9 protein-coding genes and 2 rRNA genes are annotated in these 19,785 nt (G+C 37.8%); 5 read left to right on the forward strand and 6 right to left on the reverse strand.

All coding sequences use genetic code 11. The features are described from left to right. Nucleotides 1-55: 55 nt before the first annotated feature. Both rrf (IWB64_RS09635) and rrf (IWB64_RS09640) read left to right on the forward strand, forming a co-directional pair. Nucleotides 56-165: ribosomal RNA gene (rrf, locus tag IWB64_RS09635) — 5S ribosomal RNA — on the forward strand. 118 nt (nt 166-283) lie between these two features. Beyond that, nucleotides 284-393 (forward strand): 5S ribosomal RNA (rrf, locus tag IWB64_RS09640). A 575-nt stretch (nt 394-968) separates the two neighbouring features. Here the strand turns inward: rrf (IWB64_RS09640) and IWB64_RS09645 are convergent. The 3 genes from IWB64_RS09645 to IWB64_RS09655 form a co-directional block, all read right to left on the reverse strand. Next, entirely contained in the window at nt 969-2,477 is a 1,509-nt protein-coding gene (locus IWB64_RS09645) for a RagB/SusD family nutrient uptake outer membrane protein (protein ID WP_194533809.1), read from the reverse strand. 21 nt (nt 2,478-2,498) lie between these two features. Beyond that, complete coding sequence (locus IWB64_RS09650; RefSeq protein ID WP_194533810.1) at nt 2,499-5,669, reverse strand: SusC/RagA family TonB-linked outer membrane protein; 3,171 nt, start codon at nt 5,667-5,669, stop codon at nt 2,499-2,501. A gap of 560 nt (nt 5,670-6,229) precedes the next feature. Further along, the gene (locus IWB64_RS09655) at nt 6,230-9,430 is read right to left on the reverse strand and encodes a PVC-type heme-binding CxxCH protein (RefSeq protein WP_194533811.1); all 3,201 of its coding nucleotides are present in this window, start codon (nt 9,428-9,430) and stop codon (nt 6,230-6,232) included. 303 nt (nt 9,431-9,733) lie between these two features. On the opposite strand from IWB64_RS09655, the gene IWB64_RS09660 reads away from it, so the two are divergent. The 3 genes from IWB64_RS09660 (at nt 9,734) to IWB64_RS09670 (ending at nt 12,808) form a co-directional block, all read left to right on the forward strand. Then, nucleotides 9,734-10,615 carry an AraC family transcriptional regulator gene (locus IWB64_RS09660; protein WP_194533812.1) on the forward strand — a complete coding sequence of 294 codons (882 nt, stop codon included), beginning with the start codon at nt 9,734-9,736 and terminating at the stop codon, nt 10,613-10,615. A 204-nt stretch (nt 10,616-10,819) separates the two neighbouring features. Continuing rightward, nucleotides 10,820-11,665: a sugar phosphate isomerase/epimerase family protein gene (locus IWB64_RS09665; RefSeq protein WP_194533813.1), complete on the forward strand. Its 846-nt coding sequence runs from the start codon at nt 10,820-10,822 to the stop codon at nt 11,663-11,665. Between the two features lie 21 nt (nt 11,666-11,686). After that, complete coding sequence (locus IWB64_RS09670; RefSeq protein WP_194533814.1) at nt 11,687-12,808, forward strand: ThuA domain-containing protein; 1,122 nt, start codon at nt 11,687-11,689, stop codon at nt 12,806-12,808. An 8-nt stretch (nt 12,809-12,816) separates the two neighbouring features. On the opposite strand, the gene IWB64_RS09675 is transcribed toward IWB64_RS09670, so the two are convergent. The 3 genes from IWB64_RS09675 to gltB form a co-directional block, all read right to left on the reverse strand. Further along, the gene (locus IWB64_RS09675; RefSeq protein ID WP_194533815.1) at nt 12,817-13,674 is read right to left on the reverse strand and encodes a DMT family transporter; all 858 of its coding nucleotides are present in this window, start codon (nt 13,672-13,674) and stop codon (nt 12,817-12,819) included. Nucleotides 13,675-13,784: 110 nt separating this feature from the next. Next, complete coding sequence (locus tag IWB64_RS09680) at nt 13,785-15,251, reverse strand: glutamate synthase subunit beta (protein ID WP_194533816.1); 1,467 nt, start codon at nt 15,249-15,251, stop codon at nt 13,785-13,787. A 9-nt stretch (nt 15,252-15,260) separates the two neighbouring features. After that, a complete protein-coding gene (gltB, locus tag IWB64_RS09685) occupies nt 15,261-19,769 on the reverse strand; it encodes a glutamate synthase large subunit (RefSeq protein ID WP_194533817.1) in 4,509 nt (1,502 codons plus the stop codon). Between the last annotated feature and the right edge of the window lie 16 nt (nt 19,770-19,785).

The following is a 19,785-nucleotide window of genomic DNA, read 5'->3' on the forward strand; positions in this document are numbered from 1 at the left end:
CCATTATTATGTCATACCTAGGCCCAAGTGCCCTGGTATTTAAGATATTAAAGATTTAGGTGGCCATGGCGGCGGGGCCCACCCCTTTCCATTCCGAACAGGGAAGTTAAGCCCGCTAGCGCCGATGGTACTGCCAACAGGTGGGAGAGTAGGAAGCCGCCTTACTTCGAGGTCCCGATCAGTTCATTCTGATCGGGACCTTTTTTTTNTCTTTTCTTCGGACCTGTCCCATTATTATGTCATACCTAGGCCCAAGTGCCCTGGTATTTAAGATATTAAAGATTTAGGTGGCCATGGCGGCGGGGCCCACCCCTTTCCATTCCGAACAGGGAAGTTAAGCCCGCTAGCGCCGATGGTACTGCCAACAGGTGGGAGAGTAGGAAGCCGCCTTACTTCGAGGTCCCGATCAGTTCATTCTGATCGGGACCTTTTTTTTATCCCAAATCCAGTCCCTGCTACTGGGCCAATTATTTCCCTTATCTATCCTAGGTTCTTGCTTAGTTACATCTATAAGAAAAACCTTTTTTTGATTTATATTCAGCACAGTATTGTTAATGGTGGTGTTGTTATAAGTGAAGCTAAATATCTACTCCACAAAAGCTCCGGGAATGTATATGTATCAAGTAATCAATTTAAAAGGTAATTTTCTCTATTTCAATTTTCTTGTTTCGGTTTAAGGTGTTTTTCATTGTGATATCTATATGGGTTTTCTATTGGTTATCTTGTCTTTGTATTAAAATTTGTAACACACGTTAACTTGTTATTGTATGTGGTCTAAATGATAAAGGTGAGGGTTGTTATGTTTTATATGGATTTATTCAGGTATATTTTTCTACCAATCAATTCTCACGAAGATGTTATGAGTACTGTTGCAGTCATGTCAAAAAAAAAATACCCCTTGGCCAGTACCAAGGGGTATTATCACTATCAACTAACTACTAAAGAAAAACCTTTAAAATCTGGACTAACTAGTAACCCGCATTTTGTGTTAGATTAGGATTGTTTTGCATCTCTGACGTAGGAATCGGGAACAAAAGTTCTCTTTCTGTTAAGGCCTTATTGGGTAAATATGAGAAGTTATGACCTACGAAGTCTTCAAGTTGGTTTGTCTCAGGGTTATAAGCTTTTCTCCATCTAGCCATATCATACCAGGTCTTATTTTCAAAACTTAACTCATGAATTCTTTCTATACGTACCGCATCTCTAAAATTATCTTGGGATAAACCGGCTAAATCTGGAACTTCAGCACGTTGTCTTATTTCATTAACCGCACTGTATGCATCTGCAGAGGGTGCACCTTCTGCTTCATTTGCTGCTTCTGCATACATTAATAATACATCAGAATATCTATAAATACACCAGTTTAAATCGGATTGGGCACTGTCTTCATTTGCTTGTATATCAAAATGCTTGAATATATAAGGTGCTCCTAGATTGACACTGTCAGTTCTATCTGCTTCTAGTGAATAACTTGTGAAATAGAATTGCTTTTCTTCTGCTCTTTTATCATCTACTTCATATGAATTTGCAAACTCATTAGTAGAGAATATGCCACCTGTTTGGGCGGAGTAAGCAGAGATTCCTAAGTTATAGGGTAATATAGCGGGTTGCCAATTGGCTGATTGAATGTTGGCGGCAAATTGAGTCATGAAGATATATTCACCAGTATTTTTGGTTGCAGGATCATGTAAATCATCATATGAATCGAATATGGTGTATTGAGCAGAATCTATTACTTCTTTTGCCTTGTTAGCCGCAAGTTGGAAGTTTTCCGTTTTTTGAAGTGGGTAACCTGCTGATGTCAAATATACATCTGCCAATAAAGTTTTTACTGCTCCCAAAGAAACTCTACCAGATTCATCTCTCCATGGCAAACTAGAGTTTTCTGCTTCTGTAAGATCACTTATTATTAGATCATAAACTGCCTCAGCGGTAGCTTGCTCTGGATATAATTGTTCGGACGCTAAATCCACTGAATTGGTTATAATAGGAATATTGCCGAACATACGTATCAAACCAAAATAATAGTAAGCTCTAAAGAATTTGGCTTCAGCTAGGTAATTTTGCTTTTCGGTCTCATCCATATTTATTTCAGGTATTTTCTCAATGGCCAAATTAGCTCTTGATATACCTGTGTAATATTCGTTCCAATAACTACTACCATATCCGTTGTCTGAATTATTGATTAAATCTTTTACCAAGTAAATATTGGTAGCCTGACCTAATGAAGTATTTGCTAAACCTGTTGCAAATTCAAGCATTAACCACGTTCCACCTCCAAAACCACTATTTGTAATTGGTACTAGAGGTTCATAGATTCCATTTACTGCACTTTCAGCATGTTCTGCCTTTGTAAAATAAGTGTCGGTAGTAAAGTTAGATTCGTCTTCTTCATCTAAAAAGTCACTACAGGAAGATGTAAGCGATACAGCGGTCAGGACCACTATAGTTCTTATAAAGTTTTTATAGGTTTTCATTTTTTTATCTTTTTAATATTATTACAATCCAACATTAAGCCCTATCATGAATGTACGTGGTCTTGGATAATCGTATAGTGAATATCCTTGGTCGAATGCCTGTGATCCATTAGAACTTTCAGGGTCATATCCGGGATACTTTGTTGATACAAAAAAGTTCTGTACCGAGGTGTATAATCTTAAGCGCTTTAAGTGCAAACGTTCTGTAAGTTCAGGTTCAAAAACATAAGAAAGCATTAAGTTTCTGCCTCTAATAAAAGAAGCATCTTTTAACTTTCCAGAATCATTGTTCGTGTCATAACCCGCAGCAATAGGCCTTATTTGAGCAATATCCGTATCTTGATTGTCCGGTGTCCAAGCGTTTAAAACTGTTGAGAAGCTGTTAGCTATAGTTTGCCGATCTTCTGCGGAATGTTCATCACGGTACATAATACTATTGCCATATTGAAATTGTAGGTCTACCAAAAGTTCTAGGTTACCATATCTAAATGTGTTGGAAAAAGTTCCAAACCCATCAGGTATACCTTTTCCTAGAATAGCTCTGTCATCACTATTAATAGCCCCATCATCATTTAGGTCTCTATATTTTATATCACCAGGAAGTCTATCGTAGATGGCTGCTTCAGCAGCTTCGTCTGTATTCCAAGTACCCTCATCAATATAGCCGAAAAAGGTCCCTACTGGTTCACCTTCACGAATGAGTGTGGATCCCAAGAAAATATCAGAACCTCCTGATAGTGCAACTACTTTATTTTTATTGATGGAAATATTAAAATTTGAATCCCATCCAAAAACTTCGTTATCTATGTTGGTAGTGTTCAAGGTGATTTCAATTCCTTTATTTTCCATGCTCCCCACATTTTGGTATACATTTGTAAATCCACTAGTTGAAGGAACAGGGGCGTCAAGGAGCATATCCGTAGTTAATTTACGATAGGCATCAATTTCTAGAGAAATACGATTATTAAAAAGGCCTAATTCAAGCCCGGCATCTACTTGCTCTGTTTTTTCCCATCTCAAATCAGGGTTGGCCATACGCTGTGGAATACTATAAGAAGCACGATCACCAGCAAATATAACGGTACCACTTTCGAGTCCCGCTAAGTATCTATATGCAGGAATTTCAGAGTTACCCGTAGCACCGTAACTTGCTCTTACTTTTAGGTTAGAGATAGTTTCACTTTGAGATAAAAAATCTTCATTAGAAACTCTCCATGCCAATGCTGCGGATGGGAAAAAGGCAAATTGATTTTCAGGACCAAATTTTGAAGAACCATCAGCTCTACCTGTTATGGTTAATAAATATTTGTTCTGATGGTTGTAATTTACACGTCCAAAATAAGAATTTAATCCGTAGGCAATACTACTAGAGGTAGGTGTTTGGGGACTAGAACCGGCGGCAAGATTGTTAAAACTATAAAAATCATCTGCAAATCCTCTAGTTTCTGCCTTTGACTTGAATTCATCTATATGTTGCCAGGACAACCCCACCATGGCGGTCAATGAATTTTCATTTTCAAAATCTTTACTATACGTCAGATAGTTTTCAAATTGCCACGAATTGTAACGGCCGTTTTCCACATAGGCATTACCGTCTGGTTGGGCAATATATCGTAAATCTTTACCCCCATAGTAATCGTTTCTTTGATTTATTACATTAGCTCCAAGTGTTGTACGCAGCTGTAAGTTTTTATGTAAAGAAATATTACTATAAAAATTACCTATAAGCGATTGTGTTTTAAGAAAATATCTTCTGTCATTAGCAACCGCAACAGGGCTTCCGCCACCTTCCATGCCAGGATAGTCTAAATTGGAGCCCCAACTGCCATCTTCATATGTAACCGGAATTATAGGAAGTGCTTCATACACCTGTCTCATTGTTGTGATACCACCACCTCCAAGTTGGTCTACTTGCTTTTCATTTTGGTCGTTATATCCTAAACTACCACCAACTCTTAGCCAATCCGTAATATCGGAATCCATAGTAAACCTAGCCGAATATCGCTTTAGCCATGATTCTACAATTAGTCCTTGCTCATCACGGAAACCCATAAAAAGACCATAATTGCCTTTCTGAGTGCCTCCTGTAAAAGATAGTTGATGATTCTGTGTGTAGGAGGTTCTTATGGCTTCATCTTGCCAATCCGTATCATATAGTGGATTACCTTCTGAGTCAAAAAGTCTAGGGTCTGTTCTCTTTAGTGTAGGGTCTGTATATCTTCCACCAGCCCATCCTTCAGGGTCAAATTTCTCTGCATTTGCATATGCTGTCTCCTCAACTTGAAGAAATTCTTCTGAGTTTAGTAAATTAAGTTTTTTTGGTAGCGTTCCTATACTAAAATCTACATCGTAATTAAGACGGCCTCCGCCATTTGTTGTACCCCTTTTTGTACTTACTAAAATAACCCCATTTGCGCCTCTTGCTCCATAAATTGCTGTTGCCGAAGCATCTTTTAAAACTTCTATAGATTCAATGTCATTAGGGTTCATGTAGTCAATTGGTGTACTACCGTTTGGTAAGCTAGCAGCACTAAGAATAACACCATCAATTACGTATAGCGGTGTGTTAGCAATACTTACCGAAGTATTACCACGAATTCTTACCACAGTTCTACCTCCGGGTCTTCCTGATCCAGAAGTTATGTTGACACCGGAAACCTTACCTGCAATGGCTTGATTCATTGAAGCTGCTGGCCTTTCTGCCAGTTCTTCCGCTTTTACCGAACCTACTGCGCCGGTTAAATCGCTTTTCTTTTGAGAACCGTAACCAATAAGAACTACTTCGTCTAAAGCTGAAGCATTTTCCTCAAGGCTAACGGTAATATTGTCCTGACCATTAACGGAAATTTCTTTTGGTGAATAGCCGATATAGGAGACAAGCAGCACCGCATCTTGGCTACTTACTTCAATAGAAAAATTACCGTCAAAATCTGTTGTCACGCCATTTGTTGTACCTTTTTCAATAATACTGGCACCAGGTAGCGGTTGATTGTCTTGGTCATTTATAGTACCTGTAATCACATTGTTTTGTGTCTTCGGAAGCGTATACCGAACTGCGTTGTTTTTGTTAGCATAACCATCGATACTATTGACAGAGATGCTTGCTCCAAAAGCGGTTTGGAGACATACAATTTGAAAACCTAATAAGAAGCAAACGTGTTTGATCTTAAAAGATGATGAGAGTGAAATCATAGTTTAATTGTTTAGGTTGATGAATCAGTTAAGGGGGATTTGGTCTCAAATGTAATTGAATGAAGGAAGCGATGACACCTATTAATTTGCAATTAGTGGTATTTTTTTGACATATTTTGGTAATTCCGTATTATGTGATATATCTTTTTAGGAATTAATCATTTGTTAAATTAATATTTTGAGAATCTGAGAAATGGTATTTAAGTTTTGAAGTCATTTCACTACTTCATATGTGAGCTTTTATGATATTTATGACATCTTTTTTATATGAATAAACAGAGAGAAGGGGGGATTCTTGTGTTGTAATAATCTTTAAAAATTGACTTGCGTTAGTATTGAATATTAAATTGAGAAGTCATCGAAATGATTATGCTATTGATGTAGGAATGAAGATTTTGTTGATTTTTTAATGAGATAAAATAGTAGGAATTTTACTAAAATCTAGAAAAGTCCTGTTTTGAAGAATTGCTGAAATATATTTGCGATTGTGCGGTAAATAAAAAAGGGGCATTCAAATGAATGTCCCCTTTTTTAATAATGGTAGAATGGTATTTGTTTAATTATTTCATAGGATGTTCCAGAAGTAATTCTTCTGGAGAATAGAAACCTTCCTTATCTTTTATTTTTTCACGAACTTCTTTTACTTTCTCTGGAGAAATGGCAGATGCTTTGTTTCCAAAAGTATTCCTAACGTAAGTTAGTACAGCTGCAGTTTCTTCCTCATTTAGTAATTTCCCGAATGGCGTCATAGGTACTTGACCAGGGTATTTTTTTCCTTTAACCTCAATAGGTCCCATGATTCCTTTTGTAGTTAATTTTATTAATCGTTCTTCACTACCGGTTACCCATTTAGAACCCGCTAAAGGTGGAAATCCGGAAGCAGTAAGTCCTTGCCCATCTGGTTGATGGCATGTGGCGCAATAGCCGTCACGCTCGTAAATTTCTTGTCCTGCCATTAAAAGCTCCAAATCTTTTCCCTTTAGGTCAGTTTCAATTACGTCTTTAGGTTTTTCACCAGCTCTATGGCCATTTAAATGTGCCAGCGCTGCCTCGTAAGGACGTTCCATCCATTTGTCAAGTCCTTTTTTTCCTGCTTCAGTAATAATAGGAATACCAATATCCTTGCCTAATCTAGATGCAGCTACTAATGCTTCAAGACGCACTCTAGGGTTATCATCTTTTGCGGCTTGCATTAACAAGTCTGCTTGATTGTCAATTTGGTGACCGTTATATCTCAGTACTTCAACCGCCGCAGTACGAGCCCTGAAGTCTTTTGCCTGAAGTAATTGGGTTAATAAATCTTTGTCTATTTTGTTTAATCCCCAAGTAACCCAAAGGCCTTCCAATAAATTATGCTCATAATTCGCATCGTTTTTATCTAAATTCGCAACCCATGGTTTTAACTTAGCTAAAACTTCATCTGCATCCCGTGCACGTAATTCTCTTTTAGTACGGTAACGAGTTCTGTACTCAGGAAGTTTTAAATTCTCTAGTAATTCTTCAATAGTTGCGTCGGCAACTTTTGCAGGTTTAACTAATGGTCTAGAAGGGTATGTAACTCTATATATTCTTCCATGAACATGATCTCTTAGCGGGTCACGTGCGTTGTGTTGCATATGACCGATCAAAACATTGCTCCAATCTAAAAAGTAGAGTGAACCATCAGGTGCAAATTCCATATCTACTGGTCTGAAGTTTTTATCATCCGAGAAAATAAGGTCCTGTCTGTGCTCACTTAGGTAACCCGCAGTTTTTGGATCATCCACCATTTTATGTTGTTTTGTCCCTCTAAACCCTATGGTGTTATTGATAAGCATATCACCTTGAACATTGTCTGGGAAATGGCTGCTAGAAACAAATTCCAACCCTGAAGTAGGACGTACTAGGTGATCTTTTTCAATTAAATTTTCTGGGATTGGTGAGCTAACACCATAACGCGGAATAATAGTACCTGGCATCATCCAAGTAGCCGCAGGTCCGGAAGTATGCTCAAAGAAAGGCTGTCCCCATTCATCAAAAGCAATACCCCATGGATTTGGGATAGCAAGTTGTGCCGTACGTTCTAAGTGATGTCTTTGTGGGCTATATCTATAAAATCCACCATTTGTACCTCTTATACTACCATAAGCGGTTTCTACATTAGAATGAAGAAAAGTGCCTTCTCCCATATAGATTGCTCCTGATGGGTCTGTAGTAAAAGCACTAATTGCATGATGGGTGTCGTGATCATCAAACCCGCTTAAGATAATTTCTTTTTTATCGGCTTTATCATCACCATCGGTATCTTTCAACAGTATTAAGTTGTTTCCCTGAGACATATAAACTCCTTCTGGAGCAAACTCAAAACCAATAGTAAGGTGTAAACCGTCTGCAAAAACAGTTTGTTTATCAGCTTTATAGTCACCATCTGTATCTTCAAAAATCAGAAGCTTGTCATTTGGTTTGCTATCACCGGCCTTATAATGAGGGTAACTTGGCATTACTGCAACCCATAACCTTCCTTTATTGTCGAAAGACATTTGAACGGGATTTGCCAAATCAGGAAATTGCTCCTCTGAAGCAAAGAGCTCTACTTTATAACCAGGAGCTGTTTTAATTTGTGCAAGGGCTTCTTCACCATATAAGTATTCAGGGTTTCCGTTCTTTACACTTTCTTTATAGTTTGTTTCTACTTCTGGAAGTTTTTTAGTTTTTGCATCTGCAGCCACTAAATCCATTTCTTTACCATGATTTGCCTCCCATATAGCAGTATCTCGTATAGCGGTCATTTCACGAATTTTGGCAATTTCAAAAGGGTAGTTATCTGGTCCAAAAGGATCGTAGCGTCTTCCGTAAACGTGAACACTGTTAGGTATCTTAAAATCATTTAGCCAAAACCAGTTTTTTTCTGTAACGGCATCGTGTACGAGTTGGCGGTTGGTTTCGTCAGTTTGCTTACTTCCAAAAATATCATCGGCCAATAACTTCCCGAATTTTTTGTAACCTGAATCTGTTAGTTGAAATCCATCTTGCGTAAGGTCTTGATCTTCGGTTTCGTACCATTTTTTAGAAGCATCAAAAGCATCTACGAAGAGAACGCCTTCTTCATTAGCTACTTCTTTCATTGCCTCAGTATAGAGCGCCAAGTTTTTGTTTTCCTGAGTACCATCTGGTAAATCCATCTTATTAGATAGATTTTCAAAGGCAATTGGAGAAACAATTGCTAATTGCGGTGGTGCAATACCATTATACTTTGTATTTATAGTATGTTTGATAAATGCACGAAGCTCTTCTTTGTAATTTTCAAGACCTTCTTGACCTTCAAAAGACTCTATATAACCAAAAAAGGCAACGATAATATCCGGTTTTAAGCTTGTAATCCATTCATCTGGAGTAGGAAAGTGACCTACACTACCTGACTGATGTCCTTTATCATCTTCAATAAAATGTATTTTACTTCCTGAATCGTGCTCGAATTTATCAGCGCCGGGAAAAGCCCACGGTGACTTTCGTGCAGCATGAGGTCTAAACGCCGGAGTGTTTCCGCCATCTGCCATATTTCTGATAAATAGGGAATCATTAGGGAACCTTAGTTGCATCTCTGTTTCAAAGTGACCAAATTCCATCATCCTAGAGCCTAAATTGTTTCCAACTAAAACAATGCGGGAATTTTTTCCTACGGTTAAGGTTTTGTTTTCTTTTTCGCTACATGCTATAAAGCACATTGCGACGGCACAAGTCAGGATGAGCTTTCCTAGGCCGATTTTATTAATGATTTTCATAATATGTAGAATGATTTGTTTTAAGCAAAGAGTTGATATTGGTTTAGTTTTAGGTATTATTTTAATTGAATTGCTTAAAATTAATAAGTTTAAGTTATTATTGTACTTTTTACACTTGTTAATATCGGAATTTGTATTTAAAATAGTTGAACTATTTTCAAAAAATTATCAAATAAATTAGAATGTTAGTGTGAGTGTAGACAAAACTATGATAGATTTTGAATTAATTTATCCTGTATCTTATTAAAAGTCGGTACTTTTTTATCTTATATTGATGTTTAAATGAATTATTAAAGAAAATTTATGAGTGCTCCTAGTATTGAAAAGACATTGACGCCTAAGGAAACTTTTATTTACAAAGACCTTATTGGTCCTTTTTTTAACCCCAATTGGCACTTTCATCCTGAGTTCCAGATTTCATATATCATGGAGGGTGAGGGAACTCGTTTTATTGGTGACCATGTGCATAATTTTAAGAAGGGTGATTTGGTTATGACAGGCCCCAACCTACCGCATCTATGGCGAAACGATAATGCTTATTTTAAGAAAGACAGCGGGTTGTCTACTAGAGGATTAGTGATTTACTTTGATCATGTACTATTAAGTGAGCCACTTCTTGAGATGGAGGAGTTTTATAAAATAAATAAACTTGTAGCAAATTCCTTAAGAGGAATAGAGTTTCATGGAGAAACAAGGGAGATGATAATTAAGTTTCTTTTAGAGCTTGATCAGAAAAAAGGCTTCAAGCGAATTCTAAAACTTCTGGAAATTTTAGATACGTTAGCCAATAGTAAAGAATATACAATATTGGCCAGTCCAAATTATATGAATGCGTTTAAAGGAGGCGATGCCGAAAAAATGCGCAAAGTATATGATTATGTAATCACGAATTTTAAGACCAGTATATCTTTAGATGAGGCCGCCGGTTTGTTAAATATGACCACCACATCATTCTGTAGATATTTTAAACCAAGGGCCAATAAGACCTTTACACGCTTTGTTAATGAGATACGCATTGGGCATGCAAGGAAATTGCTTTTAGAGGATAATTTTAATATTTCGCAAATAAGTTATGAATGTGGATATAACGCATTGTCTAATTTCAATAGGCAGTTTAAATCTATTACAGAGATGTGTCCGCTTGAATATCGCAAGTTATTTTTAAACATTCAAAAACCAGTATAACAGGACAAAATTGAACAGTGTGTAACATTTAAAAAGAAAAAAAAGTACCAGTCTTTAAGAAGATATAGGAATTTTCAAGTTTCATTTAGTCCTAAATTTGTTCGCTGACCGAAATTTTAAGTCGAAAAACTGAATATATAGGACGACAGATTTAAATTTTACCTGAGGAAATTTTACGCCAGATTTTTAACTAACCATTATATAATGAAAATAGGAATGAATATGTTGCTTTGGACGAATCACGTCACCGAGCAGCACTTTGGTATTGTAGATGATTTAAAAAAAACCGGGTATGACGGTATTGAACTCTTCTTTGGAGAGGGCAGTAAAAAATATTATTCAGAATTAGGTAATCATTTTTCCGGTATAAATATGGGGGTTACTGGAGTAGCATCCCTATCGGCCGATCAAAATATAGCTAGTCCAGATAAGAAAGTCAGGGAAGCTGGTTTAGAACGCTTAAAATGGTCAATTGATATGGGAGCGGCTGCTAATGCAGAAGTCTTATGCGGACCTTTTCATTCCACCTTTGCTTTATTTACACGAAAACCACCAACCTTAGAGGAAAAGAAGTGGAGTAATGAGATGTTGTTTAAAGCTGCTGAATATGCCAAAGGAGCCAATATTATCCTTACTCCAGAAGCTGTAAATAGATTTGAGTGTTATCTATATAATACTATGGCAGATTTAGGTGATATGGTCAAGGAAGTAAACCATCCAAATTTGGGTGCTATGTTTGATACGCATCATGCGAATATTGAGGAAAAAAGTCAATCTGGTGCTATTAGAACCATAGCTCCTTATTTGAAACATGTGCACATAAGTGAAAATGATAGAGGAACACCGGGTAGGGGACAAGTAAATTGGCCAGATGTTTTCTCCGCTTTAAATGATATTAAGTACAAAGGATGGGTTACTATTGAAGCTTTTAGCACAACCATACCAGAGTTTGCAAATGCTATTAATGTTTGGCGTAACTACTCTCCGGTAGAAGAAGTATATACAGAAGGATTTAAGCTCATATCCGAAGGCATAGGAATTACCAAATAAGCATCTCTAAACTTGAACAGAATGAAAAATGTATTACCAATCGTAATTTGTCTAATTTTATTTGCGTGTAAAGAGCAGAAAAATACAAGTACTAAAGAACCTGAAATGGCTCAAGAGGTGAATTCTCCCAAAAAATGGCTAACCTTTGAGGGTGCCGATGAAAATGCAAAACATATTGTAATGATTTCGGGAGATGAGGAGTACCGTTCAGAAGAAGCTTTACCGCAACTGGCAAAAATTTTATCTAAACATCATGGTTTTAAATGTACCGTTCTTTTTGCTCAAGAAGAGGATAAGCCAGGCATTGTAAACGCGAATTATGGTAAAAATATACCAGGTTTGGAAGCTTTGACTTCGGCAGATATGATGGTGGTTTTCACACGGTTCCGTGCACTTCCAGATAATCAAATGAAATATATAGATGATTATCTAAAATCCGGTAAACCGGTTATGGGATTAAGAACGGCAACTCATGGTTTCAATTTCCCAGAAGATTCTGATTCGCAATACGCACATTATAGTTTCAATTATAAGGGAGATAAGACCGAATGGGATGGTGGTTTTGGTCGCTTAGTACTTGGTGAAACTTGGATAAATCATCACGGGCACCACAAACATCAAAGTACTAAAGGTATGGTTGCTATAGGGGCAAATACTACGGGTATCACTAATGGAATTTCTGATGGGGACGTCTGGGGAGCTAGTGATGTATATGGCGTTACACTTCCACTTCCGGGTGATTCACAGCCTATAATTTTAGGGCAAGTGATGAATAGAAAAGGAGAATATGACGAAAGTGATGTTTTCTACGGAATGAGACCTACGGATGATGAAATTGCAACAACAAATAAAGATGGTGAAAATTTGGGTGATGAATTAATGCCAGTTACTTGGGTAAAGAGCTATCAACTACCAGGTGGTGTAAAAGGAAAAGCATTTACATCTACTGTAGGTGCTGCTAATGATCTATTAATAGAAGGTACAAGAAGATTATTGGTCAATGGCATATTCTGGGGACTTGACTTACAAATTCCAGAAAAGGCAGACGTTACTATAGTAGGTGATTATAATCCTACCAAATTTGAATTTAGAAAAGCTGAGTACTGGCCAGCAAAACAGGTTAGTGTTGAGAGTTTTGAGTAGGCTTATATTTATTTAAAAGTATATCTTTTATCGCGGGCTTTGTAAGCAACATTCATTACGAGGCCTGTGATTATTAAAAGTATACCCACTAAACTCCAGATGGTGTATACTTCGCCCAACCACATAAATCCGATGAGTCCCGTGAATAATACTTCTAAATATTTAAAGGGAGCTACAAGGTTGTTAGAGGCTATTTGAAAGGCTTTTGTCATATATAGTTGCCCTATGAATCCGAAGAATCCTAGTGTGGATAGGAACAACCAATCAATACCAACCGGAGTTTGCCAATAAGGAATAGCGAAAACACCACCGAATATAGTGGCGGTAAACATGAAGTAATTTACGATTACAATAGGGTGGTCACTCTTTCCTATTTTACTGATGATAATATATACCAGTCCGCTAAGAAGTGCAGCTCCAAACACTAAAAGAAGCCCTGTATTATCAAGGTTGGAGTCAAGGCCTTTCAAGGTTAAAACACCTATAAATGAAATTATAAAGAATAGCCATTGCACAGGTTTTATTTTCTCCTTCAATAGATATATGGCAAAAATGGCCGAAAAAATAGGAGCCAAATAACGCAATGAAACAGCTGTACCAGCAGATAGATATTTTAATGACATAAAGAAAAGAGTCATTGAGCTGGTGCCTACAATTGCACGAAGTACCAATAGTTTTTTATTGTTTCCTAAAACGGGAATTTTCAGTCGTTTTAGGATAGCCATGGTAAGTATAAAAGAACCGAAACCTCTAAAAAAAACAATTTGATAAACGCTATAGTGCTGTAATTGTTTTACGGCAACATTCATTAGGGTGAATGCCAAAGCACTAATTATCATGTAAAAGAGAACTTTTTTAATGTTCATAATAGGAAACCTGTATGGCTTTTACTACGGGGATGTACTGGATAAAAAAATCCAACCCAATACTATTGGGTTGGATCATATAAATTATTGTCTATAAAACTAACCCTAGGTTATACCCTTGGTAAATCTCCTTCGCCTTTTAAAGGTAGAGCAGATTCTCCCATTAGATACTTATCTACATGATAAGCGGCTTGACGACCTTCTGAAATAGCCCAAACAATTAGTGATTGACCACGTCTTTGGTCACCCGCAGCAAATATCCCTGGTACATTGGTCTTATAATCTTCTTCGCTAGCTTTGATATTAGTTCTTGCATCTGCTTCAATGCCTAATTGCTCAGCAATCGTCATTTCGGAACCAGTAAATCCTAATGCTAAAAGAGCTAGTTCACATTTCCATTCTTTCTCCGTGCCAGGAACTTCTTTTAGTTGTGGTCGTTGTCCTGGTGTTTTAATCCATTCCACTTCAGAAGTAACTAGTCCGGTAAGATTACCATCTTTATCCCCTAAGAATTTTTTGGTAGATATGCTGAAAAAACGTTCGGCACCTTCCTTGTGAGAAGTACTCGTTTTTAAACGCATAGGCCAAAAAGGCCAAGGCTGTCCTTCGGGTCTTTCAGTAGTGGACATAGGCATAATCTCAAAGTTTGAAACGGAAGTTGCTCCGTGTCTAATTGAAGTACCTATGCAGTCAGAACCAGTATCACCTCCACCAATAACAACAACATCTTTGCCAGTGGCCATTATTTCATTTTCAAAGGTTTTAACACCATCTACTCTGCGGTTGTTTTGTGGTAAGAAATCCATAGCCTGTACAACACCTTTTAGGTCTGCACCTTCAATAGGTAGATTTCTGCGAACAGTAGCGCCTCCTGAAAGTACTACGGCATCAAAATCATTCTGAAGTTGTTCGCCAGAAATGTCTTTTCCCACATTAACTCCACATTTAAACTCAATACCTTCTTCTTCAAGAACCTTAAGTCTACGGTCTATGACATTTTTTTCCATCTTAAAGTCGGGAATACCATAACGTAATAATCCGCCTGGTTTTTCGTCTCTTTCAAAAACAGTAACATGGTGTCCAGCACGGTTTAGTTGTTGTGCGGCAGCAAGACCTGCAGGCCCACTACCTACTACAGCTACTTTTTTGTCCGTTCTCTTACCTGGTGGTTCAGCAACTATCCATCCTTTTTTAAAGGCGGTTTCTACAATATTCTTCTCAATATTCTCTATAGTAACTGGGTCTTCATTGATTCCCAAAACACAAGCCTCTTCGCACGGTGCCGGACAAAGTCTGCCGGTAAATTCCGGGAAGTTGTTCGTTGAGTGCAAAATTGTAGCTGCTTTTTCCCATTTTCCGCGGTATACCGCATCATTAAAGTCTGGAATCAAGTTACCTAATGGACAACCACTATGGCAAAAAGGAATGCCACAGTCCATACATCTTGCACCTTGATCTTTAAGTTCTGGCTCATTCAATGGAACGGTGAACTCATGATAACTTTTTACGCGTTCTTCAACAGGCGCGTATGATTCTACTTTTCTATCGAATTCCAAAAATCCTGTAATCTTTCCCATTTCTCGATTTTAAATAGTTTCTAATTTTTCTCTTTCCATACGTAGTAATGCCTGTTTGTATTCTTCAGGTAAGACCTTGATAAATTTAGGTAGGCAATCTTCCCATTTCTCTAAAATACGCTGTGCTAGCGGACTCAAAGTAGAGTTATAGTGACTTTCTATTAAATCTTTCAATTCTTTAATGTCATTATCTTCAGTAACCTCCAATAAATTTAGGTCAGTGTTGTTACATTTCTTCTTAAAGGTGCCATTCTGGTCATATATGAAGGCTATTCCACCACTCATACCTGCTCCAAAGTTTCTTCCTACCTCTCCAAGAATTACGGCAACACCTCCGGTCATGTATTCACAACCATGATCACCAATACCTTCTACTACCGCTTTGGCACCTGAGTTACGAACGCAGAAACGTTCACCTGCCCTACCATTTATATAAGCGCGTCCAGCCGTTGCTCCATAGAGGGTAACGTTACCGGTAATTACGTTGTCTTCCGGTACAATGGTACATTTTTCAGGAACCTTAATAACCAATTTAGCACCAGATAATCCTTTGCCAAGGTAATCGTTGGTATTTCCGTTAACGGTCATTGTTAAACCTCTAGTTGCAAAAGCACCAAAGCTTTGTCCTGCGGAACCTGTAAAATTTAATCTCAAAGTGTTTATTGGTAACCCTTGTGCACCGTATACTTTGGAAATTTCATTACTGATAATCGCTCCAACAGCTCTATCCGTATTTTTAATAGGAAATTCTAACGTTAGTTTTTCTTTTCTAAATAAAGATGGATTTGCCTTTGCGATAATTTCAAATTCTATTGACTTATCAATATCGTGTGTCTGTTGCTGTGTGTTGTAAAACTTGGTTCCTGCCGGTACATCAACCTGATATAAAATCGGAGTTAAATCGATTCCTGCAGATTTATAATGATCAATTGCTTTCTTACGGTCTAATTTCTGAACCTGACCAACCATTTCGTTGATAGTTCTGAAACCTAACTGCGCCATGATCTCACGTAATTCTTGTGCTACAAAATACATGTAGTTAACAACGTGTTCCGGCTTGCCAGCAAATTTCTTACGTAGTTCTGGGTTTTGTGTGGCGATACCTACTGGGCAGGTATTTAAATGACAAACCCGCATCATAATACAACCTGATGCAACAAGTGGAGCCGTTGCAAAACCAAACTCTTCCGCACCTAGTAAACAGGCTACAGCAACGTCACGACCAGTTTTAAGCTGACCGTCACATTCAAGAACTATCCTATTTCTAAGGTCGTTCATGACCAAAGTCTGCTGTGCTTCCGCAATACCAAGTTCCCAAGGTAGACCAGCATGTTTTAATGATGTTAATGGAGAAGCTCCAGTACCTCCGTCAAATCCGGAAATAAGAACAACATCTGCTTTTGCTTTAGAAACCCCAGCGGCAACAGTACCTACACCAACCTCGGAAACCAGTTTCACGTTTATACGCGCTTCTCTGTTAGCCGATTTTAAATCGTATATCAATTGCGAAAGATCTTCAATTGAGTAAATATCGTGATGTGGTGGAGGTGAAATCAATCCTACATAAGGAGTGGAGTTTCTAGTTTTAGCAATGGATGGGTTAACCTTTGGACCAGGTAGTTGACCACCTTCGCCTGGTTTAGCACCCTGTGCCATCTTAATTTGTATTTCTTTTGCATTGGTCAAATAATCGGAAGTTACACCGAAACGACCTGAGGCAACTTGTTTTATAGCACTGTTCCTCCAATCACCTGTGGCATTTTTGTAGAAACGCTCAGCATCTTCTCCGCCTTCACCAGAATTACTTTTTCCGCCAATACGGTTCATGGCAATAGCCAAATTTTCGTGAGCTTCTTTACTAATAGATCCGTAAGACATTGCTCCGGTCTTGAAACGTTTTACGATTTCCGTCCACGGTTCTACATCTTCTAAAGGAATAGGGTCATAGTTAGAGAATTCAAACAATCCACGAATAGTCATCAAGTTTTTAGACTGTTCGTTCACCATTTGAGCGTACTCTTTGTAGGTGTCATTTTCGTTACCACGTACAGCTTTCTGTAATTTGGCTACAGTTAACGGGTTGAACATATGTTTTTCTCCATCACGTCTCCAGCGGTATTCTCCACCAATTTCGAGATCTAGATTAGCCGCAATTTCTTGTGTGCTGAACGCTTTCTTATGGCGCTTGGCTACTTCTTTTTCAATTTGATACAAACCTATACCTTGAATACGTGTAGGTGTGTTTGGTAGATATTTTTCTACTACTTTGGTGTTGATGCCAATACACTCAAAAAGTTGAGAACCTCGGTAAGAATTCAAAGTAGAAATACCAATTTTGTTCATTACCTTAAGAATACCTGTTCCAACAGCTTTGTTATAATTCTTAATGGCTTCTTCAGCAGTGAAATCGGTAATATTGTTTTCTTCTATTTGTTCACCAATAATTTCGTTTACCAAGTACGGATTAATAGCACTGGCGCCAAAACCGAACAGTAGACAGAAGTGGTGTACTTCTCTAGGTTCAGCAGATTCTATTATGATACTTAGTTTATTACGTTTGCCTAGGCGCTGAAGGCCACTGTTTACGTAAGAGCATGCTAAAAGCGCAGGTATTGGCGCCATCGTTTCGCTTACGCTTCTATCTGATAAAATAATAATATTAGCATCCTGATCAATAGCTTTGGAAGCTTGGTCTAAAACAGACTCTAATGCATCTTCTATTCCATTATGGCCTCTTTCTATTTCGTATAGCATAGGAATGGAAACCACTTTGTAATCTGGACTAGCGTCGTAATTTTTGATTTTATCTAAATCTTCTTTGGATATAACCGGATTCTGAATCTTCAGTTTACGACAATGTAATTCAGAGAATTCGAATATATTATGATCACTACCTAAAGTAAGACTGATATCAGTAATCAATTCTTCACGAATACCATCCAACGGAGGGTTGGTAACCTGTGCGAATAACTGTTGGAAATAATTGTAAATCAGCTGTGGACGCTCAGAAAGCACCGCAATTGGTGTATCCGAGCCCATAGAGCCAATTGGCTCCTTGGCAGTTTTACCCATTGGAAGGATAATAGTATTGATATCCTCTAGGGTATAACCAAAAACAGATTTACGTTTTTCAAGAGAAGCTTCGCCTAAAAATAACGGACAATCATTATAAGGTATATTCTTTAAGTGAACTAGGTTATTGTCTAACCATTTTTTATATGGATGGCGAGCGGCAATCTCTTCTTTAATTTCTTCGTCATTTATGATGCGGCCTTCCTCCATATTTACCAAGAACATTTTTCCTGGCTCAAGTCTTCCATGAAACTCTACGTTTTCAGGAGCGATGTCTAGTACACCAGTTTCCGATGACATGATTACATAATCATTTTTGGTAACTGTGTATCTAGATGGGCGTAGACCATTACGGTCAAGTACTGCTCCAATATAGTTTCCATCGGTAAAAGGTACGGATGCTGGACCATCCCACGGTTCCATCATACATGAATGATACTCGTAGAAAGCTCTTTTAGCTTCCGACATATCTGGGTTTTTCTCCCATGCTTCTGGTATCAATACCATCATTACTTCAGGTAGAGACCTTCCTGTCATCAATAAAAGTTCTACAACCATGTCCATAGTGGCAGAATCTGATTTTCCGGGAAGTATAATAGGCAAGATCTTTTTTATTTCATCTCCAAACCAATCACTTTTCAATAATTCTTCTCGTGAGCGCATTCTTGATACGTTACCACGAAGTGTGTTTATCTCACCATTGTGGCACATGTAGCGAAAAGGTTGTGCCAAATCCCAAGTAGGGAAGGTGTTAGTGGAAAAACGTTGGTGAACCAATGATAAACGGGTTACCACACGAGGATCCATTAGGTCTTTATAATATAGGCTGATGTCTTTAGGCATCAAAAGCCCTTTAAATATGATAATTTTTGTAGAAAGACTAGGTACATAAAAGAACTGGCTTTCCGAAAGTTTTGAATTTATTACCGCATGCTCCGTGACTTTTCTTGCGATAAACAATTTAAGGTTGAAATTAAAATAGTCTTGCTCAGGATTTTCCTTAGCAATGAAAATCTGCTTTACAAAAGGCTCGGTTTCCATAGCAACACGGCCAGGAATAGATCTGTTTACCGGAACATCTCTCCATCCTAATAAATTTAAGCCTTGTTTCTTTATGTTTTCTTCAAAAGTAGAAATACAGAAATCACGCTGATTATCTTTTTGTGGTAAGAATATGTTACCTACTGCATACTCACCTGGTTCAGGAAGTTCAAAATCACAAACCGCTTTAAAGAAATCATGTGGTACATCTATAAGGATACCCGCACCATCACCAGTCTTTCCATCAGAACTTACCGCTCCACGGTGCTCTAATTTATCTAGTATCTCTAGTGCTTTATGGATGATATCATTAGACTTCTTTCCTTTAAGGCTACAGATAAAACCTGCGCCACAGTTGTCATGTTCAAATTCCGGTAGGTACAACCCTTGCTTCTTCAACGTCATAAATTGTGGTATTTAT

This window comes from Zobellia nedashkovskayae (genome assembly GCF_015330125.1).
Lineage (GTDB): Bacteria > Bacteroidota > Bacteroidia > Flavobacteriales > Flavobacteriaceae > Zobellia > Zobellia nedashkovskayae.